We start from the raw sequence: 24,767 nt of genomic DNA, 5'->3' as shown, positions 1-24,767 counted from the left end.
ATGCGGCAGTGGCTCCCCCCTTCCCTGCAGAAAGCACCCGGCCGACAGGTGCTGCAAAACCCCGCCAGCGAAACCCTGGCGAGCATGGTCCACCGCCTGGGCGGCAATGGCTTTGCAACCGGGCTGCTGCAGGACCTGGAGCCCGTGTTGCCTGCGGCATCGTGGTCGGTGTACCGCACAGGCCACCGCTGCAAGCCCACGCTGTTCATGTCGGCCAGCCGGGGCGTGCCCGACACCACGCAGGACTGTTGGTGGGCCTATCTGTCGGGCCCCTACCGCAGCGATAGCACCTGGGGCCGGGCTTTTGATGAAGCGCCGTTTGCCCAGCCCGAGACGCGGCTGTGCCACGTCACGGCCACCGAGGTGGAGGGCGAACACCGTGCCCGGGTGTATGAGGCCCACGGCGTGGCCGAGCGTGTGTCGGTGGTCGAATACGAAAGCGATGGCTCGGTGTTCGCCGTCAACTTCTACCGCCACCAGCACCAGCGGGCGTTCAGCGACCGGCAGATCGGCGCGTTCGAGTCCGTGGCGCCCGTGCTGCTGGCCCTCACGCGCAAACACATTGTTCTGTCGCACCCGTTTCCACCTGCTGCCACGGCTGCCTGGCGAACAGAGGACAGCCGCCCAGGCCCGGCAACGTTGACCGTGAATACATCGGGCGCCCCCGCACTCCTGCCAGCCGGCGCCGCACTCGCCCCGCTGGCCGCCGATGGGCTGCCGGTGCTCCGCATGCGCCTGATGCGCCTGCAGTCCGAGCTGACCGACCGCGAACTGGACGTGTGCGCCCGGCTGCTGCAGGGCATGACGCACGAGGGCATCGCCAGCGATCTGGGCCTGAGCGTGCCCACCGTCAAGACCTACCGCAACCGCGCCTTTGCGCGCCTGGGCATCCACTTTCGCAACGAGCTGTTTGCGCGGGTGCTGGGCGGATAGAAAGGGCCTCCCCCGCTCTCACAATCTCAGACGCCCGGCAACCATGGCGGTGGTCGCCGCCGGATGGTCTGCGCCTTCACGATGGCAGTGCTCGTCTGCGCCTTGTCGGCAATGCGGTCCAGCACGCCGTCGAGCTGCTCGATGGAACGCACATACACCCGGGCGACAAAGCAGTCGTCGCCGGTGACCTTGTCGCACTCGCAGAACTCCGGCGTCTCCTGGATCAACTTCTCCACCGCCGCCAGCTGGCCCGGCAGCGGCTTGATACGCACGATGGCCTGCAGCTGATAGCCCAGAGCGCGCGGTTCGATGTCCACCGTGAACGCGCGGACCACCCCGCGCTCCTCGAGCCGCCGCAGCCGCTCGGACACGCTGGGCGACGACAGGCCCACACGTTCGCCCAGCACCTTGAGTGAAGTGCGGGAGTCCTGGTGCAGCACGGTCAGGATGGCCTGGTCGATGGAATCCATGGCAAGCAGCTCCTCAAAGTCAATGGTTGCCTCAGATTATGAGGGTTTACTGAATAAATGCCTTTCTTCATCCATTCCACGCACAGGCCCGTTTTCCTATAGTCATTCCATCAACTCACGGATGGAGTGACCCCATGGACAAGAAGACGCAAGGCACGCTGGAGATGGGCACCGCCATGGCCATATCGGGCACCATCGGCTGGTTTGTCGTGGAATCCGGCCTGCCAGCACTGAACGTGGTGTTCTGGCGCTGCGTGTTCGGCGCGGCCACGCTGGCGGCCGTGTGCGCCGCCATGGGCCTGCTGCGCGGCGTGTTGACCTGGCGCACGGCAGTGTGGGCGGCCCTGGGGGGCGTGGCCATCGTCACCAACTGGCTGCTGCTGTTTGGGGCGTATTCGCACGCTTCCATTTCGATCGCCACGGCGGTCTACAACACCCAGCCCTTCATGCTGGTGGTGTTTGGCGCCCTGCTCTTTGGCGAGCGCATCACCCCGGCCAAGCTCGGCTGGCTGGCCCTGGCATTCGGCGGCATGCTGCTCATCGTGCAGGCCCGGCCCGGCGCGAGCCAGGGTGGCACACACTATGCGCTGGGCATCGCCATGGCGCTCGGGGCGGCCTTCTTCTGGGCCATAGCCTCGGTGATCGCCAAGCGGCTCACCGGCACGCCGCCCCACCTCATCGCCCTGGTCCAGGTCTGCGTGGGCGTGCTCCTGCTGGCGCCGTTTGCCAACCTGGGCACGCCACCGCAGGATGCCCGCACCTGGCTGCTGCTGGTCACGGTGGGCGTGGTGCACACGGGCCTCATGTACATCCTGCTGTACGGCGCGGTGCAGAAGCTGCCCACCTACCTGCAGGGCGCGCTGTCCTTCATCTATCCAGTGGTGGCGATTGGCGTGGACTTTGTCGCGTTTGGTCACCGGCTGCAGCCTGCCCAGTGGCTGGGAGCCGCCGCCATCCTGCTCGCTGCGGCCGCCATGCACCTGCAAGGCAGCCGGCCCCGGGCGACGACCGCCGCACAACCGGCGGCACAAGGGGCCAAATAGCGCCGCATCCCGCCAGGCCCAGCCCACGGGCACGGCACAATCACCGGCCAGTGACACACCCCGGTGACCTCCCTTCCCCCGCCGAGCCGCCCGCACCGCCGCGATCCGACCGCCAGGCGGTGATCGCCGCCTGGGTGACCGCCCTGCGCCGCCAGGCCAATGCAGTAGCGCTGAAGGCCCTGCCCCCGCTGACGGACGCCGAGGCCGCGCGCGTGATGGCGCTGATGCGGGGCGACGAGACCGACACAGAGACCGCCCCGCCGCCGGCCGGGCGCACCGCGCCACCGCCCGGCATCGCCACCGGGCACTTCCGCCCGCGCATCACGCTGATGACGCTGGGCCGGGGCGACGGCCTGCTGGGCCTCAAGCCCCAGGGCAAGATGGGGCCGCGCGGCGACAGCGTGACGCTGGCCCAGATCGACTGGACCTACCGCACCGACGACACACTCCCAGGCGCCATCGCCTGGCAGGCGCCTGCGCCCACGTCCATCCTCAACTCGCGCCCCGCCCCGCTGCAGGACCTGTACGACACCGGCGGTCCCGTGGTGCGCATGCAGCGCGATGTGGCGGCCGAGTCGGACGCCATGGACCTGGTGTGGGACCTGGGCCTGCTGCCCGTGGACGCCCGCTCGCTGCAATGGCGCAACCGCGATGCCGCAGCCAGCCTGGGCCCGCTGTGGACGCTGGCGCAGGAGGCCTTCTTTGGCGACTTCTGGGCCGAACAGATCCCCAAACTCCGCGCCAGAGGCTGGAGCGTGGTGGTGCAGCCCGGCTTTGCGCACGAAAGCGTGCCCGTGTTGCGCTGGAAGCTGCACATCGCCCCCGACACCGGCGAACTGCTGGGCAAGGAAGTGGATGGCCCACTCGGCCCACGCGAGCGCCCCGTGCAAAAACTGCAGCTGCCCGAGCGCGAAGGCGCCTGGTTGCTCAGCCTGGGTATCGAGATCGACGGCGAAACGCTGGACCTGGCCCCCATGCTGGCCGACCTGCTGCGCCGCGACGCGCGCTGGCTCAATGCCCGGCAGATGGCCGCCATTGACGACATTGCCATCATTTCGCTGCGCGCCCCGGGCGGCAAACGCATCGACGCGCCCGCCGGGCCGCTCAAAGCCATCGTGGGGGCCATGGTCGATCTGCTGACCGACCCGACCCGCAACCAGCGCAAGGACGGCGACCCGCTGCACCTGGGTGCGTGGGAGGCCCGCCGTATCGAGGCACTGCGTGCCGGGCTGGTGCTGGCCCACCGCGTGGGCACGGTCAATGGCTGGAACAACGATTGGCAGTTGCAGGGTGATCTGGGCCTGGCGCAGCTGGCCCGGCGCCTGCGCACCATCGGCACGCCCCAGCCCGTGGCCGCACCGCAGGGTTTGCAGGTGCAACTGCGCCCCTATCAACTGGAAGGCCTGGCCTGGTTGCAGTATCTGCGCGCCCAGGGGCTGGGCGGCATCCTGGCCGACGACATGGGCCTGGGCAAAACCGCGCAGGCGCTGGCCCACGTACTGCTCGAAAAGGAGGCCGGGCGCCTCACCCGCCCGGCCCTCGTGGTGCTGCCCACCTCGCTGCTCTTCAACTGGCAGGCCGAGGCCGCGCGCATGGCCCCCGGCCTGCGCGTGCTGGCACTGCATGGCGCCAGCCGAGGCCAGCGCTATCTGCAGATGGCCGACCACGACCTGGTGCTGACCACCTACCCGCTGCTCTGGCGCGACGTGGAGGCGCTGGCCGCACAGCCGTTCCATCTGCTGATCCTGGACGAAGCGCAGATGGTGAAAAACGCCGGCAGCCGCAGCGCCCGCGCCTTGCGCAAGCTGCAGGCTCCGCACCTGCTGTGCCTGACGGGCACGCCGCTCGAAAACCACCTGGGCGAGCTGTGGGCCCAGTTCGACTTTTTGATGCCCGGCTTTCTGGGCGATGTGCGCAGCTTCAACGCCCGCTGGCGCAAGCCCATCGAGGAAAACGGTGAAACCCTGCGCGCCCAGCTCCTGTCGCAGCGCGTGCGCCCCTTCATCCTGCGCCGCCGCAAGCAGGACGTGGCCACTGAGCTGCCGCCGCGCACCGAGGTCATCCAGCGCGTGCAGTTGCAAGGCAGGCAGCGCGAGCTGTACGAGGCCGTGCGCACCACGGCCGACAAGCAGGTGCGCCGCGCGCTCGAGCGCCAGAGCTTCGACGGCGCGCAGATCACCATCCTCGACGCCCTGCTCAAGCTGCGCCAGGTCTGCTGCGACCCCAGATTGGTCAAAGGCACCACAAAAACGGCGCAGACGATGGAGCGCGCCAAGCTCGAACTGCTGGCCGACATGCTGCCCGCCCTGGTCGACGAAGGGCGCCGCGTGCTGGTGTTCTCCCAATTCACCGAAATGCTCGCGCTGGCGGCCGAGCTGCTCGACACCCTGGCCCTGCCCTACCTCACCCTCACAGGCCAGACACCGCCCCGCCAGCGCGGCGCGGTGGTGCGGCAGTTCCAGGCAAGGGACGAGACCAGCGCCCCCATCCTGCTCGTCAGCCTCAAGGCCGGGGGCCTCGGCCTGAACCTCACCGCCGCCGACACCGTGATCCACCTCGACCCCTGGTGGAACCCCGCCGTGGAAGAGCAGGCCACCGCCCGCGCCCACCGCATCGGGCAGGACCAGCCCGTGTTTGTCTACAAGCTGGTGGTGGAAGGCAGCATCGAAGAACGCATGCTGGAGCTGCAAGCCCGCAAGGCCGCGCTGGCCCAGGGCGTGCTGGGCCATGACGCCGAAGGCGCGGTCAAATTCAGCGAGGCCGACCTGCACGCCCTGCTGGCGCCACTCACCGAACCAGCCAACAACCCGCTGGGCATTCCGGGCGAAGACGCGCTGCGCTGGGGCGGCACGGGCAAACGGCGGCCCCGGCCATTGCAGCCGCCTGAAATTTAATTGTTTTTGGCCGCTAGCGCCTATCCAGAAAGCGCTATTAGCTATATTTGTAATAGCATTTATCTTTACTACAAGCGATGAAGCGCCGACGCGGAAGATCCCTGGTCGCGGTGCTGAGAGGCCGTTTCAGCGACGGCTCAGCCACCTCACCCAGCGGGTGGCCAACGCTTCTCGCCCCGCAGGCTCACAACGCCGCAGAAGCCCGCAACCCGCCCCACACCTTGCGCACTACCGCGGTCAGCACCAGCAACCCCACACCGCCAATCAACACCGCAATACCCAGCGCCAAACCCACCAGGCCTGGCCGCAGGCTGCGGTCAGCAATCGACTCGGTGGGGCGCGTGGGGTTCACCCACACCAACACCGGCGTGCCCGTGCGCTGTGCGCCCTTTAGCCGTCGGCCCAGTTGCTCTTGAAAGCTGCCGATGTTGTCGGGCCGTTCGTGAATGGCTGCGCGCTGCCCGGTGTAGGTCACGCCGCCCACCTCGTAGCGATAGCGCACTGAAACGCTGTGCGTAGCGCCTCCTTTGCTCCCGCGGTGGCTCTGCAGCGTGGCCGATTCAACCTGCGCAGCTACCGGTTGCCAGCTTTGCATGCGCGCCCAGTCATAGATGGCAGGGGCCACCATGAACAAAAATATGGCAATGCCCGCTGCAGCAAAGGGCACGGCGAACAAGGCAAGTACCCAAATACCTCCCGGCAGCTTTTCGCGCCTTGGTGCCGCGCGTCGGGAGGTTGCAGCGCGTGTCACGGCAGGCGCTCATACGTGGCCTTGGAGGGCACGTCTGCATTCGAAAAATACGGGTCCGGGTCCAGGCTCAACACCTTGCCCTGCTGGGTGATGGCGTAGGCGCTGCCCGCGTCACGGCGCGGGCTGTTCGACACATAAAACCGCGCCTTATCCGCACGCCATGTGCCGCGCGTCAGCGCATCGCGCAGGGCTTTCTGCACAGCGCCCTCAGAGGCTGCGGCGCCACCGGATGTTGTCAGGTCGAGGTTAATGACCTGGGCATCGGCCTGGATTGCCAGCACCTGGCCGGCCAGGAACTTCGGCGGCGGCGCGCCGTTGATGCTGGCCACCTTCCAGCGGCCCACCAGAGGGTGGGTGGCCTGTGGATCGGCGGCCCAGGCGGCCGACCCCATGCCCACGGTGGAGGCGAACAAGGCCAGCAACAAGGCCTTGCGGAACCCTGCCGTGCGTGTGCGGCGGACGTGTGGCATCAATGAATCTCCTCCCGAGCGATGGGCTTTGTTTTGGTGGTGTGGGCGCTGGCGGCAAACCGCGTGCAGTCTAAAAGATGGGGGCGCGATCAATTCCCCACGCCGACTGGGAGATTTTTCACTGTTTTTGGCCTCCTGCGCACGATATTCATGCGCTAGCAGCTATCAAATAGAGAGCAAACCCGCACTCGGCACACCTCGGTGGCTTGGCGCAAAATTCAAAAGCAAGCTTCGGAGTGCGCCCCGCCCACCCCATCCCTAGAGTGCATGGCATCGCAATCCACCTTGTGAGCCATCCACCATGAACCTGGACACCCTCCACCGCAGCGCCAACGCCCTGGCCCAACCTTTCACCGCCATGCCCAGCCGTGCCACCCCCTCCGCCAAGGCTGCACAAGCCGCCGCCACCCAGACCGACCCGCGCTGGGCGGCGGTGGTGGCGCGCAGCGCGGCGGCGGACGGCCGCTTCTGGTATTCGGTGCAGACCACGGGTGTGTACTGCCGCCCCAGTTGCGCGGCGCGCCCCCCCCGGCCCGAGAACGTGCGGTTCCATGCCAGCTGCGCGGAGGCTGAAGCAGCCGGCTTTCGCCCCTGCCAGCGCTGCAGGCCCCATCAGCCCACGGCGCTGTCGCACCATGCCGCGCTGGTCACCGAAGCCTGCCGCATCATCGAAGGCGCTGCGGCGGACGGTGCGCCCACCCTCGATGCGCTGGCCGCGCAAGTGGGCCTGAGCGCATCGCACCTGCACCGCATCTTCAAGCAGGCCACGGGCCTCACGCCCAAGGCCTATGCAGCCGCCCAGCGCGCGCAGCGCCTGCGCAGCGCGCTCGGCGAGCAGCCCACGGCCTCGGTGACGGATGCGATCTACGGCGCGGGCTACCAGTCCAGCAGCCGCTTTTACGAACAGTCGGCCCAGGTACTGGGGATGACGCCCAGCCACTACCGTGCAGGCGGTGCGGCGCAGGACATCCGGTTTGCCATTGGCCAGTGCTCGCTGGGTGCCATCTTGGTGGCGCAAAGCGACCGGGGCATCTGCGCGATCTTGCTGGGGGACGATGCCGACACCCTGGCGCGCGACCTGCAGGACCGGTTTGCGCACGCCAACCTGATCGGCGGCGATGCCGCGTTTGAAGCCCTGGTGGCGCAGGTGGTGGCGTTTGTCGAGGCCCCGGGCCTGGGGCTGAACCTGCCGCTGGATGTGCGCGGCACGGTGTTTCAGCAGCGGGTGTGGCAGGCGCTGCAAACCATTCCCCCGGGGCAGACCGCCAGCTATGCCGAGGTGGCCCAGCGCATCGGCGCGCCCACCGCCGTGCGGGCCGTGGCGCAGGCCTGTGCGGCCAATGCGCTGGCGGTGGCCATTCCCTGCCACAGGGTGGTGAAAAGCGATGGTGCGCTGTCGGGCTACCGTTGGGGCGTGGAGCGCAAACGTGCGCTGCTGACGCGTGAAGCCGCGCCAGAGCCCGCACAACCGCTGGCGGAGAAGGTGGCATGAGCGCTGTCCCGCTGTCCCACCAGCCCGGTCTGAAGAACGACGACTGGGCGCAGCGTGCGGCTGCCATCGACTGGTCAACAACCACCGAGGCCCTGCGCCAGCAAGGCAACGCGGTACTGCCGCAACTGCTCAGCGCCACCGAATGCGCCGCGCTGGCCCGCCTGTACGGCAACACGGATGAGAGCACCTTCCGCAGCCGCGTGGTGATGCAGCGCCACGGATTCGGCCAGGGCGAATACCGGTACTTCAGCTACCCCCTGCCCAGCCTGGTCGCCGGGCTGCGCGAGACGCTGTACCCGCACCTGGCGCCCATCGCCAACCAGTGGAACACGGCCATGGGCATCGATGTGCGCTACCCCACGCACCATGCCGACTTCATCGCCCGCTGCCACGCCGCAGGCCAGGTGCGCCCCACCCCGCTGCTGCTGCAGTACGCCGCTGGCGACTACAACTGCCTGCACCAGGACCTGTATGGCGAGCATGTGTTCCCGCTGCAGGTGGCGATTCTGCTGTCGGAGCCAGGGCGCGACTTCACCGGCGGTGAGTTCGTGCTGACCGAGCAGCGCCCGCGCATGCAGTCGCGGGCCGAGGTGGTGCCACTGCAGCGCGGTGACGCCGTGGTGTTTGCCGTACACCACCGTCCCGTTCAAGGCACACGTGGGCCCTACCGCGTGCAGATGCGCCATGGCGTGAGCCGTTTGCGCAGCGGGCAGCGGCACACGCTGGGCGTGATCTTTCACGATGCTGAATGATGTTCCCCCTGTGCCGCTTCGCGCCTTCCCCTCCGGGGACGCCAGTGGCGACGGCTGCGGGCAACACTGCCGCCATGGATTGCCACCTTTATGAGCCTCAGTCTTTTCGACGATCCACCCCAACCCATTCAGCCGCCAGAAGTGCTGGAGCCCGGCGCCATGGTGCTGCGCGGTTTTGCGCTCGCGCAGGCGGCCGACCTGCTTGCGGCTGTGCAGCAGGTCACGGCCCAGGCGCCCTTCAGGCACCTCATCACGCCCGGTGGCCTGCGCATGTCGGTGACCATGACCAACTGCGGAAAATTGGGTTGGGTCAGCGACCGCAGCGGCTACCGCTACGACCCCACCGACCCCGACAGCGGCCAGCCCTGGCCAGCCATGCCACCGCTGTTTCGCCAGATGGCGCTTGATGCTGCTGCGGCAGCAGGCTTCCCTGGCTTTGCGCCCGATGCCTGCCTGGTCAACCGCTATGCGCCCGGCACCCGGCTGTCGCTGCACCAGGACCGGGACGAGGGCAACTATGCGCACCCCATCGTGTCCGTGTCGCTGGGCATTCCGGCCGTGTTCCTGTGGGGCGGTGCCCAGCGGGCCGACAAGGCACGGCGCATTGCGCTGGTGCACGGCGATGTGGTGGTGTGGGGCGGCCCGGCACGGCTGCGGTTTCACGGCGTGCTGCCCTTGCCCGAAGGCGCGCACCCGCTGACAGGCGCGCACCGCATCAACCTCACGTTTCGCAAGGCGGGCTAAGAACCTGTTCAAAATCTTTTCGGGGATCGCATTGGAGTGCCATCGTGATGGACGTGGATGCTTCGGATGCGCCGCATGGGCTCGTGCCCATGCAAGCAGCCGGGGCTTCCAATCGCCCGATTTCACTCCAACCCTTCGGGCAAGTGCCTTGTCGGGCGGTCTGCTGTGTTGCGACGCTTGCCAATAGCCGAGCTATTGGCTGCACCCCGCGCCTTGCATCCCATCCCGGCAAGGCACTTGTGCGGCCCTGAAAAGATCTGGAACAGGTTCTAAGGGCGGTGAACTTCAGCGGATGGGGTAGCCCGTCCAGCCGCCGATGGACGCCAGCATGCGGTCGGCCTCCGCGCGCCCTTGCAGGTCCTGGGCGATGGTGATCTTTTTGCCGTTGCGCAGTGCAGCCTCGATGCGGAAATACACCTGGCGCCGGCCATTGGTCTCCACCGCGTAGCTCTCCACCACGTTCAGCCGGGCGATGTCGTGTGCGGGGACCTGGTGCCATTGCAGCATCAGGCCCAGCAGGCGCCGCTCGGTGCGCAGGCCGCCGTGGTCCAGCCGCACCCGCAGGCTGTTGGCCAGCGCATAAAAGCTGCTGATCAGCACCGCCCCACCCATGCCCCCAAAAAGCAGTCGGAACAGCCAGGGCGCCACATCCACCTGGGCCTCCTGTTCCCAGGGCACGAGCAGGCCCACGGCCAGAAACACACACCCGACCAACCCCAGGGCCAGCTTGAGCCCCCACCACCGCCCCGCCGGAAAATACATCTGCACGCCACCGGGAATGCGTTCCACCTTGCCGGGTGTGCCCCCAGCCACGGTGCGCTGCGGCGACGTTTTTCGCCCTGCCCGCGACGGCGCCCGCAGCAGGTGCACCAGCATGCCCACGCCAAAGCCACCAAACACCACCACAAACACCATCTGGAATGCCAGCAGGCCGGGCCGCAAGCTGCGGTCGATCACGGCCTCTGCGGGGTTGGAGGCACTCACCCAGATGGGCACCGGCTGCCCGTTCTGCAGCGCATGTTCCAGCCGCTCACCCAGCGCCTCCTGAAAGTCCCCCAGATTGTCCCCACCACTGCCGATGGCTACGCGGTCGCCTTCGTACTCGCGGCCCGCCACTTGGTACCGGTAGCGCGCCGTGACGTGATACGTGGTGGACTTGCTGCTGCGGCTTGTGTTGAGCTGCGCAGAGACCAGAGTAGCCTGCGCCGGTTGCCAGAACTGCATGCGCGACCAGTCGTACAAGGTGGGCAACACGCCCAGCAGTAGCATGCCCACGCCCACCGCGGCAAAGGGCAGTGCAAACAGGCCGAACCACCACGAGCCCGCCCGCTTGCGGTCCGAGCCAGAGGCAACAGGGGTTTCGTTGCGGGTGTTTTTGGAGGTGTTTCTTGCCATCGTTTTAATGGGTGGGTGCCATTGCGCTGAACCCGGCTGAACGGCCAACTCGGGCCACCTTATCTTGGCGGACTGGCAGGCAGACGAGGTTGCAGCCAGATTCTGCTGCGCACATTTCGCCTGTGCAATCCCTGGCACGATCCATGTTTTGAAGATAAATTTGGCCTCCAGCGCTTGTTGGATAAGCGCCATTAGCTACCAAAAATGTAGCATAACTCCACCATGTTGCACGCACCAGGTGGATGCCGGACATTGCGGTGTTTGCCAAAATGTCGCCATGGCACAACCCCATCCCGCTGCAACACCGCCCTCGGCGCCCTCGCCCCTGCCGGCCCGCCCCCCACGCTTTTGGCTCATGAAGTCGGAACCCGAGGAGTGCTCCATCGACGACGCCTTGTCTGCCCCGGGCGCCACCGTGCCCTGGACCGGTGTGCGCAACTACCAGGCCCGCAACTTCATGCGCGACGGCATGCAGGTGGGTGATGGCGTGCTGTTCTACCACTCCAGCTGCCCCGAACCAGGCATTGTCGGCATTGCGCGTGTGGCCAGCGGCACGCGGGCCGACCCCACGCAGTTTGACCCTGCGTCGCCGTACTACGACCCCAAATCTCCCGCCGACACACCCCGCTGGCTGCTGCTGGATGTGCAGGCGCAGCGCAAGACGCGGGTGGTCGGCCTGGCGGAGCTGCGGGAACACGCGGATCTGGCGCAGATGCGGGTGCTGCAGCGCGGAAACCGCCTGTCGATCACGCCGGTGGAACCCGTCGAGTGGAGCGTGATCCTGGGGATGCTGGAGCAGCCCGCGGCGGCACCCCGCGGCTAGAAGGGCCGGGGCTATCCTTGGCACCGGCTGGCGCTGCCTGCCCTCTCGTCCCGGCACCGTGGACTTGGTGCGGACGACACAGTCTGATGCGGGCCCTGGCACGCAGCGCACCGGTAGGAACGTACTGACGGGCCTCTGCTTTTCCGTCTGACATCCGTCAGGCCAGCCGACGCGCACTGTGGTTCCTTTCACCACCTAGGAGCACGAAATGCGCACAGCAAGCAATGAGCTCATCCAACTGGAAAAGAGATTCTGGCAATCGATGGTCGATGAGGACACGGACACTGCCCTCTCCATGCTCGACGAGCCGGCACTGATGGTCAGCAGCCACGGGGCCATGCAGTTTGACCACGCCACCTACCGGCAGATGGCGGAACAGGGCCCGATGGTGATCAAGTCCTTCGAGCTGAGCAACATGAACGTGCTGTTTCCCGACGAAAACACAGCCGTTCTGACCTACCACGCGCGGCAGGCCCTCACGCCCCGTGGAAAGCCGGAAGAAATCCAGCAGGAAATGACAGACTCGTCCGTCTGGATGCGCAAGGACGGCGGGTGGCGCTGCGTGATGCACACGGAAACGCCATTGGACGCCCAAAAGCACTGACCTCGCCACCCGGGAGCCCGCCACGCACCGCGCCGCGAACGGGCGGCCTACTAGGGTTGCTGGGGCGGCTCGGGTTGCTGTGGTTGCTGCACAGCGACCGCCGCGCGCGCCTGGGCGTGCAGCTTGGCCAGAAACTCCCGGTCCAGCAACAGCCAGAGCATCACGGGTGCCAACGCGGTAAAGATGAACAGATTGAAGTGGTACAAAAACGCCACCACGTCGGCCACCCAGCCGGGCAACCCCGTCTGCGCAAACACCTCGGGCCCAGCCCGGTTGAAGACATCGTTGCACCACTGCAGGGCCACATTGAGCGCCTGGATCGGCAGCATGGCCACAGAACCAATCAGCAGCTTGCGCACCCAGCCACGGGGAAACGAGGCCAGCACCAATGCCCACAGGATCACGATGCCGTAGCCCAGCAGGCGGTAGTCCACCAGGGGGGCGAGCTTGCCCGACTTGAACTGGCTGTTTTGCACGGAAACCACCTTGAGCGTGGTGTTCAACACCCCCGTGGTTTCTTTCTGGGTGTAGCTCAATGCCCAGTGAAACAGGGTGGAAGCCGCCTCGCCCGCCATGAAAAACACGGGCTTGGAGAGCTGTGGCGACAGGTAGTACCACAGCGGCATCAGGCACAGCAGGCTGACAATGGCAATGAGCAGGAAACGTCCGACCGAACTAAGCTGCATTTGGAATGGCGGGTTGGGGAGGTTGTTGTCGGGCGATCCAGCGGATCCAGAGCATCCAGACCACCAGCACATCCAGCATGATGAGTGCCTGCCAGAGGTACAGGTGGGCAAACTCGAACACGGTCATGTTCCACTTGCCCAGGTAATACAGGCTGATGATGCGCAGCAGGTTGACGACCTGCACCGCCGCAATGCCAATGGCGATGCCGGCGAGCTTGTGTTTCCAGTTCGAGGGAAACGCGATCATGCCGGCGATGAGGATGATCGCCGCCTCCACCCCGTTGCAGCCCGCCTCGATGGACACCGCAAAACCCGTAGCCTTGCTCATCAGGATGCGGCCGTGGTGCGCCACATCCGAGTCGAGCGGGGTCATGAGCGCCGCGCTGGCGGTTGCGAGCAGGCTGGTCCAGGGCTCGATGGCGACCCGTTGCACGTCATCGAGCATGTCGATGCGAAAGAGGACCGCCAATACGGCGATGAAAATCAGAAAAAATCGGACCATACGTCGATGAGAAGAACCTGGTGAAGCGCGCACCAAAGCGCCAGGAATGCGGCAGGCGGCAAGGCCGTGGGAATGCGGACCTGTTCACACAGGCGCCGCAAAGAATATCAGAAGCCACCGGCAATCCACAAAGCCTAAATGGCACTGGCAAGCGGCCCTGAGAACCTGTTCAAAGATTCGGAGCGGCGTACACCAGCACCTTGAGGGCGCGTTCCGGGTCCACGTCCGCAAACGCGGCCGGGTTGGCCACCCGTTCCACAAATTGCAGCTCAGGCGCCAGCTCCTGCATCTGCTCTTGCAGGAAGCCCACGCCCAACTCGGGCGCGTTCAGGCACAGCAGTGCGTGGCCACCGGGTGCCAGCAGGTCGGGCAGGCGGCGCATCAGCCGTGCGTAGTCCTTGGTGGCCACGAAGCTGCCCTTCTGGTAGCTGGGCGGGTCCACGATGACCAGGCCATACGGCCCGCTGCGGGTGATCTTGCCCCAGCTGCTGAAAATGTCATGCGCCAGAAAGCTGGCGCCGGTGGTGAGGCCGTTGAGCTGGTGGTTCTGCTGGCCCACGGCAATGGCGCCATGGCTCATGTCCACATTGACGACCTGCCTGGCCCCTGCCTGCAGCGCCACCACCGAGAACGCGCAGGTGTAGGCAAACAGGTTCAGCACCTTGAGGCCATAGCGGTCCGTGCTGCGTGCAGCGGCAAAGGCGTCCACCCAGCGGCGGCCTTCGGCCATGTCAAGGAACAGGCCGTGGTTCTGGCCGCGCAGCACATGCACCTTGAATGTCAGGCCGTACTCCGTCACCGCATGCGGCTCGGGCACGGCGCCCGCCATCAACCGTGTCTCGGTGCGGCCCTGGGTGCGAAGTTGTTCGTTGCGGCACTGGAACACCCAGTTCAGCGGCTGGCCGGGGGCAAGCTGCTCGCAGCGCGCGGCCAGTGCAGCGCCCACCGTTGCAAGCTGGGCTTCGGTGTCCTCGCCCGCAGGCAGGAAGCTGGTGAGCATGTAGACCGGCGGATAGGCGTCCAGCGTCCATTGCTCACAACCGGGGTGGCGCCCGCCCCGGCCGTGGAAGATGCGCTGTGCATCCGTGGGCAAAGGCATGTGGGCGATGGCGTCGAGCAGGGCTTGCATGGGGATCAAAGGCGTGTGTTGGGGCTGCGGCAGAGTGGCTTCGGCACATCGGCCGCCACGGGGCCGGCCAACGTGCGTTGCGAGGGTGCCGAGGTTACCCGCTTGTGACGCCCCCCTGCAGCATCAGCGCCACATGCAACAGCAGCATCACCGTCTTGCCGTCCTGGATGGTGCTCGCGTGGATTCCGGCGATGGCGTCGGCCAGGGGCATTTCAATGACTTCGATGTCCTCCCCTTCCTGGGCCAGGCCGCCGCCCTCGCGGATGCGGTCCTGCGGTGCGTACTCGGCCACAAAAAAGTGCACTTTCTCGGTGACCGAGCCTGGGCTCATATAGGCCTCGAACACCTTGCGCGGCTGGCGGATGCGGTAGCCGGTTTCTTCTTCCGCTTCACGGCGGATGCAGGTCTCGGGGTCGTCGCCATCCAGCAAGCCCGCGCAGGCCTCAATCAGATAGCCGTCGGCGCCTCCGTTGATGAACGCAGGCAGGCGGAACTGCCGCGTCAGCACCACGGTGCGGCGCTGCGGGTCAAACAGCAGCAGCGTGGCGCCGTTGCCCCGGTCGTAGGCCTCGCGGCTCTGGCGCTGCCACTGGCCGTCGCGGCGGCGCAGTTCAAACGTGATCTTGCGCAGCACATACCAGTCGTTGGAGAGCAGTTGCACATCCAGCAGCCGCACATGGTCTGCCTGCGCGGCGATGGGAGGTGGTGGTGGACGGCTCATGCGGCAGCTCCTTCGCCAGCGGCCAGCCGCATCGGAAGTTCATCCACGTGGTGGACCACGGGCAGGCCCCGCGCCCGGGCCCGCTCCACGTCCATGTCTGCGCCGCGCGATGCGCCGGGCAGCCGCAACACGGCGTCGCAGCGGGCCAGCAGCCGCTCGGCCACGGGGTATTGGTAGGCGTGGAACACCGCGTCGCCAGGCTCTTGCCCGCCCGCCGCATGGATGATGGGCAGGGCCAGCCACTCTCCCAGCAGCGGCAAATGGCCACGTTCGTAGATGGGCAGCGCTGCGGCTTCAAGCCGTTCGCGGTTGGCGGCGATCCGGGCGGGGTCGCCGGCGGTGCCCGAGAGATAAGGACCGGCGATCAAAACGAGCCAAGGAGAGTCGGCCGGGGGCGCAATGGACATGGTTTCTCCGAAAAATTACAATCGTGCAGTATCATGCACTTTCAGGCAGTTTCGCGCAACCACTGACACCCATCCGCACACAATACGGGCCCATATGCTCACCACCCAACGCAAGCAACTCATCCTCCACCGGCTTCAGCACGACGGCCAGATCGTGGCCCGTGCACTCAGTGAAGAGCTGGGCATCTCCGAAGACACGGTGCGGCGCGACCTGCGTGAACTGGCGGCCGAAGGGCGGTTGCAACGGGTGCATGGCGGTGCCCTGCCCGCTTCTGCCGCCGTGGGCAGCCTGCAAGTGCGCGCGCAACTTGCCACCGACGAAAAGCGTGAGCTGGGCCGCGCCGGGGCCGCGCTGGTGCAGCCTGGGCAGGTGGTGATCATCGATGGCGGCACCACATCGCTGCAGGTAGTGCAGCACCTTCCGCTGGACCTGCGCGCCACCGTGGTCACCCACAGCCCCAGCGTGGCCGTGGCGTTGGCGGACCACCTGCAGGTGGAGGTGTTGATGCTGGGCGGCCGCCTGTTCCGCCACTCGATGGTGAACGTGGGCGCCAGCGTGACCGAAGCCGCCATGAGGCTGCGCGCAGACCTGTACCTGATGGGCGTGACGGGTGTGCATGCCGACGCTGGCTTGACCACCGGCGATTTCGAGGAGGCCGCCGTCAAGCGCACGCTGCATGCGCGCGCCGCAGAAACCGTGGTGCTGGCCTCCATCGACAAGCTCGGAGCCGCCTCCCCCTTCGGCATTGCGGCGCTCAAGGAGCTGGCGACGCTGGTCGTGCCAGCGGCCACACCGGGCAAGGTTGTCGCCAGCCTGCGGGCGGCGGGGGCCAAGGTCGTCAGCGCCCGGCCGTGATGGCCGCCTGCCGGTGCTTGCTGCCGCTTGCGCGCAAATAGTCGACCAACGTCTGGGCAAAGCCTGAGCGCTCGGCCCCCTTGCGCACGCAGACCTGCAAGTCGCGCTGTGCCCAGGGTTCGTCCATCTCCACCACCACGGGCGGCTCGCTCAGGCCAGCCACCTGCATGGCTGCACCGCGTGGCACCATGCCAATCCCCACGCCCGCCCCTACCATGCGGCAGACGGCCTCGAAGCTGCGCACCTGAATGCGCACGTCCAGGTGCCGGCCCAGTGCGGCGGCGGCATTCATCGTGAAGGTATGGATGGCCGAGCCCGCGTGCAGCATGACAAAGGCGTGGTCGAGTACCTCCGCAAATCCCACCTTCGCACGCCCCGCCAGCGCATGGCCCACCGGGACGATGAGCACCAGGCGGTCCTGCCGGTAGGGTGACAACTCCACACCCGCACCCGTGCCACTGTCGGCCAGCACACCCACCTCGATCTCGCCGCTGGCCACTGCGACCACGATCTCTGCACTGGTGCGCTCCTCCAGGCTCACGCTGACCTGCGGATGCCGCTTCAAGAAACCCGCCAGGTCGTCCGGCAGAAAGGTGTGGGTGGCGTGCGTGTTGGCCCACAGGCTCACATGGCCGCGGATGCCGGTGGCAAAAGGCGACAGATTGGCGTGCATCTGCTCGATGCTGGCCAGCACCTGCCGCGCATTGCGCAGCAGCGCCTCGCCCGCGCGCGTGAGAGCAAGGCCCCGCGTCTGGCGCTCGAACAGTGTGGTGTTCAGCGCCTCCTCCAGCCGCCGCAGCCGGTGGCTGGCGGACGACGGCGCCAGGTAGGCGCGTGCAGCGCCGCGCGTGAGGTTGCGCTCCTCCGCCATGGCAACGAAGAGGCGCAGATCGGTGAGGTCGTAGTTCAAGGGCGGCCTGGCATCGTTCGTCTATGACGAACGTATGGTTGTGGGATGGGCAATTGTGCACGCCCTCCTGCCAAGGCACCATGCAGCCTCTATTCATTACATGCCGATCCAAAGCACGCACAGCGTTCGAATATCTCGCACGATCAGAGCGCGCTGCTTTGCCGCACAAATCCCCCATGCCCTGGAAGAACTGGTCCGCCGAACGCCTTGGTCTTGCCCTCGCCATCCTGGCGGCACTGGGCTTTTCGTTCAAGGCCATCTTTGTGAAGCTGGCCTACGCTGTGCCGCAGGCGGTACCGGTGGATTCGGTCACCTTGTTGTGTCTGCGCATGGCGTTTTCCGTGCCGGTGTTCGCCTGGGTCGGCTGGCGCGCCAGCCGCCATCTGGCACCCCTGAGCGGGCGCGACTGGCTGGCCATCGTCGCGCTGGGGCTGCTGGGCTACTACGGCGCCAGCATCCTCGACTTCATCGGCCTGCAGTACATCACTGCCAGCCTGGAGCGGCTGATCCTGTTCACCTACCCCACGCTCACCATCGTGATCGGTGTGCTCTTCATGGGCAAGCGGGCATCCCGCCGCGAAATGGGGGCGCTGCTGCTGTCCTACGCCGGCATCGGCCTGGCCTTTGCGCACGACCTGCAGATCGCGGGCGACACCCGCGCCGTGTTCCTCGGCGCAGGCTTCGTGTTCGGCTCGGCGGTGTCGTACGCGTTCTACCAGGCCGGCAGCGAGCCCGCCATCCGCAGGCTGGGCGCTGCACGCTTCACCGCCCTGGCCATGCTGGTCTCCACCGGCGCGACGCTGCTGCACTTCGTGGTGTCGCAACCGATGGGCGCCCTGGTGCAACCGGCGCCGGTCTACCTGCACGCGCTGGGCATGGCGGTGTTTTCCACCGTGCTGCCGGTGTTCATGACATCGGCGGCCATCCGCCGCATCGGCGCAGCCCAAACCGCGCTGGTGGGCACGCTGGGCCCCATCCTCACGATCTTCTTTGGTTGCTGGCTGCTGGACGAGCCGCTGTCCTGGCCGCAGATGGCGGGGGCCGCGCTGGTGCTGGCGGGGGTTCTGCTCATCAGCAAACGCGGCGCGCCGGCGGTGCTCCAAGCGAAAGAGGGATCGACTTCGCCCGCATCCGTTGAATCCACCGTCAGACCGACCTGACCCCTCGCGGCGGTCGGCTCCTAGGGGCGGCGCGCACTTCCTTCCAGTCAGCGCCTAGGCCGCAAAGGTGCCTGTGCCTGTGGTCACGCTCGCGGGCTTACTTCAACCCCAGCCGCGTCAGCTTCTTGATCAACCCCACCCGCGAGATCCCCAGCCGCCGTGCCGCCTCAGACTGGTTGCCCGCCACCGCCGCCATGGTGTCGCGCACCATGCGCACTTCCAGCTCCATCAGCGCCGCGTCCAGCGGGCCGGTGCTGCCGGGCGGGGCCAGCGGGGTGGTTTTGAGGTTCGCTGCGGTGTCGCTCACGTCGGGCATATCGCCGCTGGCCAGTTGCAGCAGCTCGGCATCCACCTCGCGCTGTTCGGGCATCAGCAGGGCCCCGGCGGACTCCACCACAGCCTTGAGCTCGCGCACGTTGCCCGGCCACTCGCGCGCCATCAGCCATGCCAAGGCGCTGGCCGACAGGCTGGCGCGGTGCGCCACACGGTGCAGAAACCGCGTGGCCAGCAGCGGGATGTCGGCGGGCCGCTCGGCCAGCGACGGGGTGCGCAACACCACGCCCTTGAGGCGGTAGAACAGGTCTTCGCGGAACGTACCGTCGCGCACCATCGCTTCCAGGTCGCGGTGGGTAGCGGCCACCACGCGGGTGTCGGCGCGCTTGGGCACACGTCCGCCCACGGGGACGAAAGTGCCCTCTTGCAAAAAGCGCAGTAGCTTGACCTGCATGGGCGGCGGCATTTCGCCCACCTCGTCCAGAAACAGCGTTCCGCCGTGCGCGGCCTCCACCAGGCCGGGCTGGTCGCGGTAGGCGCCGGTGAAGCTGCCCTTCATGTGCCCGAAAAGCTCACTCTCCAGCAGCTCGGCCGACAACGCGCCGCAGTGGATGGCGACAAAGGCCTCGCTGCGGCGGGCGCTGCAGGCGTGCAAGGCGCGGGCCACCAGCTCTTTGCCGGTGCCGGTGGGGCCCAGCACCAGCACGCTGACCTGGGTGGGCGCCACACGGCGCACCAGGGCGCGCAGTTGCACCGTGGCGGCCGCCTGCCCCACCATGCCCAAATCGTCCAGCGACTGCCCTGCGCGCAGGGCGGCCAGTTCGGCATCCAGCCGCGCCTTGCGCAGCCCGCGTGCCACCACAAACCGCAGCATGTCGGGGTCGATGGGCTTGGTCAGAAAGTCCCAGGCGCCCAGCTCAGTGGCGCGCAGGGCCAGTGCGTGGTCACCGTGGCCGGTCAGCACCACCACGGGCACGCGTGCAAAACGTGGAATCAGCTCCAGGCCGATCTCTGGGTCCATGTGCGGCGGCATGGCCAGGTCCAGCAGCACCAGTTCGGGCTGCTGTTTGGCAAACGCGGCCAGGGCCTGGTCGCCATCGCCCGCCAGCGTCACGGTGTGGCCCAGGTTGCGCAAAAAGGCTCCGCCCAGCCGCTGGAAGGCTGCCTCGTCATCGACCAGCAGCACATGGCCGTTCTGCGGCTCGCCTGCTGGCGCGGCGTCTTGCCCTGCATCTGGCTGGGCGTCGGCTGCGTTGTCTGTGGTGTTGGCGGTCATGGCAGTCGTTGCGTCGTCGTCAAAGGAAAGCGCAGCGTGAAACACGTGCTCCACGGCGGCCGCTCGGTCAGTGCCACCGAGCCACCATGCGCGGCCATGATGCGGGCCACGATGGCCAGGCCCAGCCCGGTGCCACCGGGGCTGCGGGATGCAAAAGGCTCGAACAGGCGGCTCTTGATTTCGTCGGGCACGCCGGGGCCGGCGTCGCAGATGTGCAGCAGCACGGCGTTGTCGGTGGTTTCCGCGTCGATGTGCACGGGGCTGTGTGTTGCCGGCGCTGCTTCAACGCCATCGGCCTCGGACGCCATCGCGATGCGTGCGTTCTCCAGCAAATTGGTCAGCGCCTGGTCCACGCGCCGGGGGTCGGCCTGCAGCACCAGCGGCTGGGCCAGGCCCACGCCCAGGGTCACGTCGGGCAACCGCAAGGCCGCGTTGCGCACGTGGGCTGCCAGGTCCAGCTCACGGGGCACCAGCTTCCAGGGCTTGGCAAAGTCCAGCAGGTCGTGCGTCAGGTTGGCAATGCGCGCCACCTGGTCGGCCACCTCGCGCCGCGTGTCACTGGGCGCCGCGGCCACGGCCATCGAGATGATGTTGAGCGGGTTGCGGATGTCGTGCGCCACCGTGGCGGCCAGCGCGCCCAGCTCGGCCAGCCGCGCCTGCAACTGGCGCTCGCGTTCGCGGGCGGCAAACTGCTGGGCCTGCTCTACGCGCGCTGCGGCTTCAGCCACCACCGTGCCAAACAGCTCGGCCACATGGCGCGGCCCGGGCGGTGCAGCGTCCCAGCCCTGCAGCGTGGTCTGCCAGCCTTGCTCGCCCGGGGTGCACACCAGCTGCGGGGTGCTGCCGGGTGGCGTTGATGGCGCTGATGACGTGGAGGGTGTTGTGGATGCGGATGGAGCGCCAATTTGCACCTCCACCTGCGTCCCAATGCGTGCACTCAGCAGCGTGGCGGCCTGCTGCGCCAGGGCCTCGGGCGTCTCCGCCGACAGCAACGCGTTGCGCCAGGCGCCCAGGTCGGCAATCGATACCTCGCCCCCCGGGTACACCAGCCGCTCGGCCACGCGGCGCACCGGGCCGTTGAGCGCCAGCACACTGGCCGCTACCGCCAGACCACCCAGCCAGCGCGACTCGAACGGCAGCAACGGCGTGAGCGCCAGCACCACCGCCCCCAGCGCCAGCAGCAGCGCCCATACCAGCGCGCGGCGTGCCCAGGCGTTGGCCACAAACACACCGTAGCGCAAGATGCCGTAGACCAGAATCAGCGAGTACAGCGGCAGGCCCAGCAGCGGAAACGGATAGATCGGCAAATCCAGCACCGCAATGCCGTAGCCCGCCAGGCACAGCAGGCCCCACAGGCACGACGCGGTGACGGCGGCGATCTGACGAAACTTCTGCCCGTCGCCCGACCGGCGCGCGCGCAGCAGTGCCAGCAGCAGCACCGCCACGCCGCCAATGCCCAGAATGACCCAGGCCATGCTGGCGATGGTGCCCACCGGGTCGGCCACCGCAATAAAGCCAATGTCGCGGTGATGAATCAAGTGCCCCGGCACCAGGATGATGGAAACCACCGACGCAGTCGCGCCCAGCGCATAGGCCACTGCGACACCCCAGCGCCCCAGGTCGACACGGCAAAACACCGTGCAGAAATGAAAGAACAGCGCAGAGGTAAATGGCGCCGTAGCCAGCAAGCGCATCGCCACCAGTTCGGTCTCAGGCCCCAGCCAGTTGGGCAGCTCGTTGCCCACCATCCACAGCGAGATGCCGATCAAAAACGCCGCCAGCAGCCGGGCACCCGCCACGCGGTCAGCCCAGGCCAACAGCAGGGCTGCCAGCACCAGCGTTTCGAGCACCGAGAACCCGAGGACGGCGTGGATCAGCATGGGCAGACGGTAGTGGTGATCATGGCGTGACCTGTTCCTGGCGTTAACGGTAGGGGCTGCGCGCACTGTAAACCAAGTATGCAGCCAGCTAAGCAAATTTCAATGAAATCAAGCACTTGCAGCGGCCGCAGAGGCTGGCCCGGGTTTCGCAATAGAGAGTGCAACCGCCACTCTTGCAAAGCCCGCCATGTTTGCCCTTTTCACCCCAGCGCCCCGCCACTGCACCGCCAACCCAGCACACGCAATGCCAGTGTTGGACTTGCCTGCCCTGGCCGGCGCCGCCGCCTGGGCGCGCTTGCCCGCCGCCGTGCAACGCCGCTTTGGCATCGCCCACGCCGACGTCAGCTACCACGGCCACATGGACCTGCGCTGCTCGCTGATCGGCCACGTCTACGCCGCGCTGACCCGGGCCTGGGGCGGCCCGCTGACCCACATCAATACCACGGCCCTGCCCGCCACAGTGAACGTCAGCCACAATGGGCGCGGCGGTGTGGTGTGGGAGCGGCGCTTTCACACCGGCACTGGCACCGATAACGGTACCAACAGCGGCACCGACAACGGCGCAGACCGCACCGTTCGGTCCACCAAGGAGCTGGGCACCGACGGCACCCTGCTGGAGCGCACCGACGGCGGCCTGGCCATGTCGCTGGACGTGCTGGAAGAAGACGGCGCGCTGGTGTTCCGCAGCCGCCGCTTCTGGTGGGTGGTGGCGGGCCTGCGCATCCCCGTGCCGACCTGGCTGACCCCCGGCACCTGCCGCGTCGCCCACACCGACCTGGGCGCAGGCCAGTTCCGCTTCACGCTGAGCATGGTGCACCCGCTGTGGGGCGAAACCTTCCACCAATCCGGCGTGTTCACCGATCCCGTCATCGATCCCATGACCGACGACTGCGCCGACCCCGCTGGCACCCATTCTTCTACCCACTGAGGCCTTCACACCATGACCGCCATGAACACCATCTTTCTGCTGCTCTCCATCCAGGCCGCCCTGGGCGCGTTTGACAACCTGTGGCACCACGAGCTGCAGGCCCGGCTGCCGCAGCGCACTTCCGCGCGGTACGAACTCTCGCTCCACGCCGCGCGCGAGGCCATCTACGGCGTCGTCTTTGTCGGCCTGGCCTGGTTTGAATGGCGCGGCGCCTTTGCCGCCGTGCTGGCGGCCCTGCTGCACGTTGAGCTGGGCATCACCCTGGCCGACTTTCTGGAAGAAGACCGCACCCGCCGCCTGCCGCCGTTCGAGCGTGTGCTGCACACCGTGCTGACCATCAGCTACGGCCTCTTCCTGGGCCTGATCGCCCCCGTGCTGTGGGCCTGGGTGCAGCTACCCACCGCCATGGTGCTGGCCCCGCACGGCTGGGTGTCGTGGCTGTTCACAGCCTACGCCATCGGCGTGTGGGCCTGGAGCGTGCGCAACGTGGCGGCCGCCATCAAGCTCTACCGCACAGCACCGCCAACACAGCCCAGCGCTTTGCACGCCCGTGGCCTCCAACCCCAGCCAGCCACCCTGGTCACTGGCGCCACCGGTTTTGTGGGCAGCGCGCTGGTCGCCGACCTGGTGCGCGACGGCCAGCGGGTGATCGTGTTGACCCGCGACGCCCTGCAGGCCCGCGCCAGCTTTGGCCCCAGCGTGTGGGTGGTGGACACGCTGGACGCGATTCCGTCAGAGACGGCCATCGACGCAGTGGTCAACCTGGCAGGCGCCCGCGTGCTGGGCATGCCGTGGACCCAGGCGCGCAGACGCCAACTGCTGGCCAGCCGTGTCGACACCACCGTGGCCGTCGTTAGCCTGATGCGCCGCCTGCAAAAGGCCCCACGCGTGCTGGTCAGCGCGTCGGCCGTGGGCTTCTACGGCGTATCACCCAATGCGTCGATGGAGCCCTTGGACGAAACCGCCCCACCCCGCCCGGGCGAGTTCCAGTCCGACCTGTGCGCGGCCATCGAGCACGAGGCGCGACGCGCCGAAGCCCTGGGCGTGCGGGTGGTGCGCATGCGGTTTGGTGTGGTGCTGGGGCACGGCGGTGGCGCCTACCCTATGCAAGCGCTGGCCGCACGCCTGGGCTTGGGCGCCGTGCTGGGGCATGGTCGCCAACCTGCGCCTTGGGTTCATCTGGCCGATGCGGTGGGGCTGGTGCGGTTTGCGATGGCGCACCAACCCCTGCAGGGCCCCGTCAATGCCGTGGCGCCTGAGGCGGTGACGCAGGCCACGTTTGCGCAGGCCCTGGCTGCATCGTTTGGGCGACGGGCCTGGCTGCGCATGCCGGGGCTGCCATTGCGGACCATGCTGGGAGAGATGTCTACGCTGTTGCTGGACGGGAAAAACGCCGTGCCGAGCGCTGCGCTGGGCCATCGCTATCCATTTGTGCACCCTCAACTCGGCGGCGCACTTGCGGTCCTTGCGCGGGCCAAAGTGACGCGATCTGCACCAGCTCTGCAAAATACTGGTCAAAACAGGCTCTAGCGCTTATTGGAAAAGCGCCATAAGCTATCAAAAATGAAGCACCCAGTGACGCCCCGCCAAGTACCGTCACCGCTGCAGCAACCGGCGCGGGTCCGGTCACACCTTGCTCACAAACAGGTTTGCCACTCTGGGCGTGTC

At 67.3% G+C, this 24,767-nt stretch carries 24 protein-coding genes; 12 read left to right on the top strand and 12 right to left on the bottom strand.

The window, feature by feature from the left end; translation table 11 throughout:
• Positions 1-933, top strand: a complete 933-nt coding sequence (locus IB243_RS03160) for a helix-turn-helix transcriptional regulator (RefSeq protein ID WP_370540298.1) — start codon at positions 1-3, stop codon at positions 931-933.
• Positions 934-959: 26 nt separating this feature from the next.
• On the opposite strand, the gene IB243_RS03155 is transcribed toward IB243_RS03160, so the two are convergent.
• Positions 960-1,403 (bottom strand): Lrp/AsnC family transcriptional regulator, encoded by a 444-nt coding sequence (locus tag IB243_RS03155; protein WP_192424920.1) that lies wholly within the window; start codon positions 1,401-1,403, stop codon positions 960-962.
• 134 nt (positions 1,404-1,537) lie between these two features.
• On the opposite strand from IB243_RS03155, the gene IB243_RS03150 reads away from it, so the two are divergent.
• Complete coding sequence (locus IB243_RS03150) at positions 1,538-2,446, top strand: DMT family transporter (protein WP_192424918.1); 909 nt, start codon at positions 1,538-1,540, stop codon at positions 2,444-2,446.
• Positions 2,447-2,496: 50 nt separating this feature from the next.
• Positions 2,497-5,340 (top strand): DEAD/DEAH box helicase, encoded by a 2,844-nt coding sequence (locus tag IB243_RS03145; protein WP_192424916.1) that lies wholly within the window; start codon positions 2,497-2,499, stop codon positions 5,338-5,340.
• A gap of 184 nt (positions 5,341-5,524) precedes the next feature.
• Here the strand turns inward: IB243_RS03145 and IB243_RS03140 are convergent, their stop codons facing one another.
• The gene (locus IB243_RS03140) at positions 5,525-6,016 is read right to left on the bottom strand and encodes a DUF3592 domain-containing protein (RefSeq protein ID WP_225584679.1); all 492 of its coding nucleotides are present in this window, start codon (positions 6,014-6,016) and stop codon (positions 5,525-5,527) included.
• A gap of 71 nt (positions 6,017-6,087) precedes the next feature.
• On the bottom strand, positions 6,088-6,561 hold the full coding sequence (locus tag IB243_RS03135) for a hypothetical protein (RefSeq protein WP_192424912.1): 474 nt from the start codon (positions 6,559-6,561) through the stop codon (positions 6,088-6,090).
• A gap of 358 nt (positions 6,562-6,919) precedes the next feature.
• Between IB243_RS03135 and ada the strand changes: the two genes are divergently transcribed.
• The 3 genes from ada to alkB all read left to right on the top strand — a co-directional run bounded on the left by ada (position 6,920) and on the right by alkB (position 9,549).
• The gene (gene ada / locus IB243_RS03130; RefSeq protein ID WP_192425375.1) at positions 6,920-8,053 is read left to right on the top strand and encodes a bifunctional DNA-binding transcriptional regulator/O6-methylguanine-DNA methyltransferase Ada; all 1,134 of its coding nucleotides are present in this window, start codon (positions 6,920-6,922) and stop codon (positions 8,051-8,053) included.
• The gene (locus IB243_RS03125; RefSeq protein WP_192424911.1) at positions 8,050-8,805 is read left to right on the top strand and encodes a 2OG-Fe(II) oxygenase; all 756 of its coding nucleotides are present in this window, start codon (positions 8,050-8,052) and stop codon (positions 8,803-8,805) included. Before ada ends, IB243_RS03125 begins: the two co-directional genes overlap by 4 nt.
• Positions 8,806-8,895: 90 nt before the next feature.
• The gene (alkB, locus tag IB243_RS03120) at positions 8,896-9,549 is read left to right on the top strand and encodes a DNA oxidative demethylase AlkB (protein ID WP_192424910.1); all 654 of its coding nucleotides are present in this window, start codon (positions 8,896-8,898) and stop codon (positions 9,547-9,549) included.
• A 285-nt stretch (positions 9,550-9,834) separates the two neighbouring features.
• Here the strand turns inward: alkB and IB243_RS03115 are convergent, their stop codons facing one another.
• The gene (locus IB243_RS03115; protein ID WP_192424909.1) at positions 9,835-10,944 is read right to left on the bottom strand and encodes a DUF3592 domain-containing protein; all 1,110 of its coding nucleotides are present in this window, start codon (positions 10,942-10,944) and stop codon (positions 9,835-9,837) included.
• Between the two features lie 355 nt (positions 10,945-11,299).
• Here IB243_RS03115 and IB243_RS03110 point away from each other — a divergent pair, with 355 nt between their 5' ends.
• Together IB243_RS03110 and IB243_RS03105 are read left to right on the top strand one after the other, a co-directional pair.
• Entirely contained in the window at positions 11,300-11,767 is a 468-nt protein-coding gene (locus IB243_RS03110) for an EVE domain-containing protein (protein WP_192424908.1), read from the top strand.
• Positions 11,768-11,975: 208 nt separating this feature from the next.
• Entirely contained in the window at positions 11,976-12,371 is a 396-nt protein-coding gene (locus IB243_RS03105; RefSeq protein ID WP_192424901.1) for a nuclear transport factor 2 family protein, read from the top strand.
• Positions 12,372-12,421: 50 nt separating this feature from the next.
• Here the strand turns inward: IB243_RS03105 and IB243_RS03100 are convergent, their stop codons facing one another.
• The 5 genes from IB243_RS03100 to IB243_RS03080 all read right to left on the bottom strand — a co-directional run bounded on the left by IB243_RS03100 (position 12,422) and on the right by IB243_RS03080 (position 15,816).
• A complete protein-coding gene (locus IB243_RS03100) occupies positions 12,422-13,057 on the bottom strand; it encodes an exosortase H-associated membrane protein (protein WP_192424899.1) in 636 nt (211 codons plus the stop codon).
• Complete coding sequence (gene xrtH / locus IB243_RS03095; protein ID WP_192424897.1) at positions 13,047-13,559, bottom strand: exosortase H; 513 nt, start codon at positions 13,557-13,559, stop codon at positions 13,047-13,049. The genes IB243_RS03100 and xrtH overlap by 11 nt, the downstream gene beginning before the upstream one ends.
• Before the next feature lie 169 nt (positions 13,560-13,728).
• Positions 13,729-14,688 carry a class I SAM-dependent methyltransferase gene (locus IB243_RS03090; RefSeq protein WP_192424895.1) on the bottom strand — a complete coding sequence of 320 codons (960 nt, stop codon included), beginning with the start codon at positions 14,686-14,688 and terminating at the stop codon, positions 13,729-13,731.
• Positions 14,689-14,782: 94 nt separating this feature from the next.
• Positions 14,783-15,409, bottom strand: a complete 627-nt coding sequence (locus IB243_RS03085) for an NUDIX domain-containing protein (protein ID WP_192424894.1) — start codon at positions 15,407-15,409, stop codon at positions 14,783-14,785.
• Positions 15,406-15,816, bottom strand: coding sequence for a DUF4406 domain-containing protein (locus IB243_RS03080; protein WP_192424893.1), 411 nt, complete (start codon positions 15,814-15,816; stop codon positions 15,406-15,408). The genes IB243_RS03085 and IB243_RS03080 overlap by 4 nt, the downstream gene beginning before the upstream one ends.
• Positions 15,817-15,910: 94 nt before the next feature.
• Between IB243_RS03080 and IB243_RS03075 the strand changes: the two genes are divergently transcribed.
• On the top strand, positions 15,911-16,672 hold the full coding sequence (locus IB243_RS03075) for a DeoR/GlpR family DNA-binding transcription regulator (RefSeq protein ID WP_192424892.1): 762 nt from the start codon (positions 15,911-15,913) through the stop codon (positions 16,670-16,672).
• Here the strand turns inward: IB243_RS03075 and IB243_RS03070 are convergent.
• Positions 16,656-17,582 carry a LysR family transcriptional regulator gene (locus IB243_RS03070; protein ID WP_192424891.1) on the bottom strand — a complete coding sequence of 309 codons (927 nt, stop codon included), beginning with the start codon at positions 17,580-17,582 and terminating at the stop codon, positions 16,656-16,658. The genes IB243_RS03075 and IB243_RS03070 overlap by 17 nt on opposite strands.
• Positions 17,583-17,758: 176 nt before the next feature.
• Here IB243_RS03070 and IB243_RS03065 point away from each other — a divergent pair, with 176 nt between their 5' ends.
• Positions 17,759-18,742, top strand: a complete 984-nt coding sequence (locus tag IB243_RS03065; RefSeq protein ID WP_192424890.1) for a DMT family transporter — start codon at positions 17,759-17,761, stop codon at positions 18,740-18,742.
• A gap of 97 nt (positions 18,743-18,839) precedes the next feature.
• On the opposite strand, the gene IB243_RS03060 is transcribed toward IB243_RS03065, so the two are convergent.
• Both IB243_RS03060 and IB243_RS03055 read right to left on the bottom strand, forming a co-directional pair.
• Positions 18,840-20,291 (bottom strand): sigma-54 dependent transcriptional regulator, encoded by a 1,452-nt coding sequence (locus IB243_RS03060; protein WP_225584678.1) that lies wholly within the window; start codon positions 20,289-20,291, stop codon positions 18,840-18,842.
• Complete coding sequence (locus tag IB243_RS03055) at positions 20,288-22,171, bottom strand: HAMP domain-containing sensor histidine kinase (RefSeq protein WP_192424889.1); 1,884 nt, start codon at positions 22,169-22,171, stop codon at positions 20,288-20,290. The genes IB243_RS03060 and IB243_RS03055 overlap by 4 nt, the downstream gene beginning before the upstream one ends.
• A gap of 244 nt (positions 22,172-22,415) precedes the next feature.
• Here IB243_RS03055 and IB243_RS03050 point away from each other — a divergent pair, with 244 nt between their 5' ends.
• Together IB243_RS03050 and IB243_RS03045 are read left to right on the top strand one after the other, a co-directional pair.
• Complete coding sequence (locus tag IB243_RS03050) at positions 22,416-23,099, top strand: DUF4166 domain-containing protein (RefSeq protein WP_225584677.1); 684 nt, start codon at positions 22,416-22,418, stop codon at positions 23,097-23,099.
• Between the two features lie 12 nt (positions 23,100-23,111).
• Positions 23,112-24,629, top strand: a complete 1,518-nt coding sequence (locus tag IB243_RS03045; RefSeq protein WP_192424885.1) for a TIGR01777 family oxidoreductase — start codon at positions 23,112-23,114, stop codon at positions 24,627-24,629.
• Positions 24,630-24,767 lie beyond the last annotated feature (138 nt).

The sequence above is a fragment of the Acidovorax sp. ACV01 genome (genome assembly GCF_014851495.1).
Lineage (GTDB): Bacteria > Pseudomonadota > Gammaproteobacteria > Burkholderiales > Burkholderiaceae_C > Acidovorax > Acidovorax radicis.
This window is presented reverse-complemented; position numbering and strand designations above follow the sequence as displayed.

Excerpts from the sequence above, each read along its gene's own strand:
- IB243_RS03160 (WP_370540298.1), top strand. The coding sequence starts at position 1 with ATGCGGCAGTGGCTCCCCCCTTCCCTGCAGAAAGCACCCGGCCGACAG.
- IB243_RS03155 (WP_192424920.1), bottom strand. The coding sequence starts at position 1,403 with ATGGATTCCATCGACCAGGCCATCCTGACCGTGCTGCACCAGGACTCC.
- IB243_RS03150 (WP_192424918.1), top strand. The coding sequence starts at position 1,538 with ATGGACAAGAAGACGCAAGGCACGCTGGAGATGGGCACCGCCATGGCC.
- IB243_RS03135 (WP_192424912.1), bottom strand. The coding sequence starts at position 6,561 with ATGCCACACGTCCGCCGCACACGCACGGCAGGGTTCCGCAAGGCCTTG.
- ada (WP_192425375.1), top strand. The coding sequence starts at position 6,920 with ATGCCCAGCCGTGCCACCCCCTCCGCCAAGGCTGCACAAGCCGCCGCC.
- IB243_RS03125 (WP_192424911.1), top strand. The coding sequence starts at position 8,050 with ATGAGCGCTGTCCCGCTGTCCCACCAGCCCGGTCTGAAGAACGACGAC.
- alkB (WP_192424910.1), top strand. The coding sequence starts at position 8,896 with ATGAGCCTCAGTCTTTTCGACGATCCACCCCAACCCATTCAGCCGCCA.
- IB243_RS03115 (WP_192424909.1), bottom strand. The coding sequence starts at position 10,944 with ATGGCAAGAAACACCTCCAAAAACACCCGCAACGAAACCCCTGTTGCC.
- IB243_RS03110 (WP_192424908.1), top strand. The coding sequence starts at position 11,300 with ATGAAGTCGGAACCCGAGGAGTGCTCCATCGACGACGCCTTGTCTGCC.
- IB243_RS03105 (WP_192424901.1), top strand. The coding sequence starts at position 11,976 with ATGCGCACAGCAAGCAATGAGCTCATCCAACTGGAAAAGAGATTCTGG.
- IB243_RS03100 (WP_192424899.1), bottom strand. The coding sequence starts at position 13,057 with ATGCAGCTTAGTTCGGTCGGACGTTTCCTGCTCATTGCCATTGTCAGC.
- xrtH (WP_192424897.1), bottom strand. The coding sequence starts at position 13,559 with ATGGTCCGATTTTTTCTGATTTTCATCGCCGTATTGGCGGTCCTCTTT.
- IB243_RS03090 (WP_192424895.1), bottom strand. The coding sequence starts at position 14,688 with ATGCAAGCCCTGCTCGACGCCATCGCCCACATGCCTTTGCCCACGGAT.
- IB243_RS03085 (WP_192424894.1), bottom strand. The coding sequence starts at position 15,409 with ATGAGCCGTCCACCACCACCTCCCATCGCCGCGCAGGCAGACCATGTG.
- IB243_RS03080 (WP_192424893.1), bottom strand. The coding sequence starts at position 15,816 with ATGTCCATTGCGCCCCCGGCCGACTCTCCTTGGCTCGTTTTGATCGCC.
- IB243_RS03075 (WP_192424892.1), top strand. The coding sequence starts at position 15,911 with ATGCTCACCACCCAACGCAAGCAACTCATCCTCCACCGGCTTCAGCAC.
- IB243_RS03065 (WP_192424890.1), top strand. The coding sequence starts at position 17,759 with ATGCCCTGGAAGAACTGGTCCGCCGAACGCCTTGGTCTTGCCCTCGCC.
- IB243_RS03060 (WP_225584678.1), bottom strand. The coding sequence starts at position 20,291 with ATGACCGCCAACACCACAGACAACGCAGCCGACGCCCAGCCAGATGCA.
- IB243_RS03055 (WP_192424889.1), bottom strand. The coding sequence starts at position 22,171 with ATGCTGATCCACGCCGTCCTCGGGTTCTCGGTGCTCGAAACGCTGGTG.
- IB243_RS03050 (WP_225584677.1), top strand. The coding sequence starts at position 22,416 with ATGCCAGTGTTGGACTTGCCTGCCCTGGCCGGCGCCGCCGCCTGGGCG.
- IB243_RS03045 (WP_192424885.1), top strand. The coding sequence starts at position 23,112 with ATGACCGCCATGAACACCATCTTTCTGCTGCTCTCCATCCAGGCCGCC.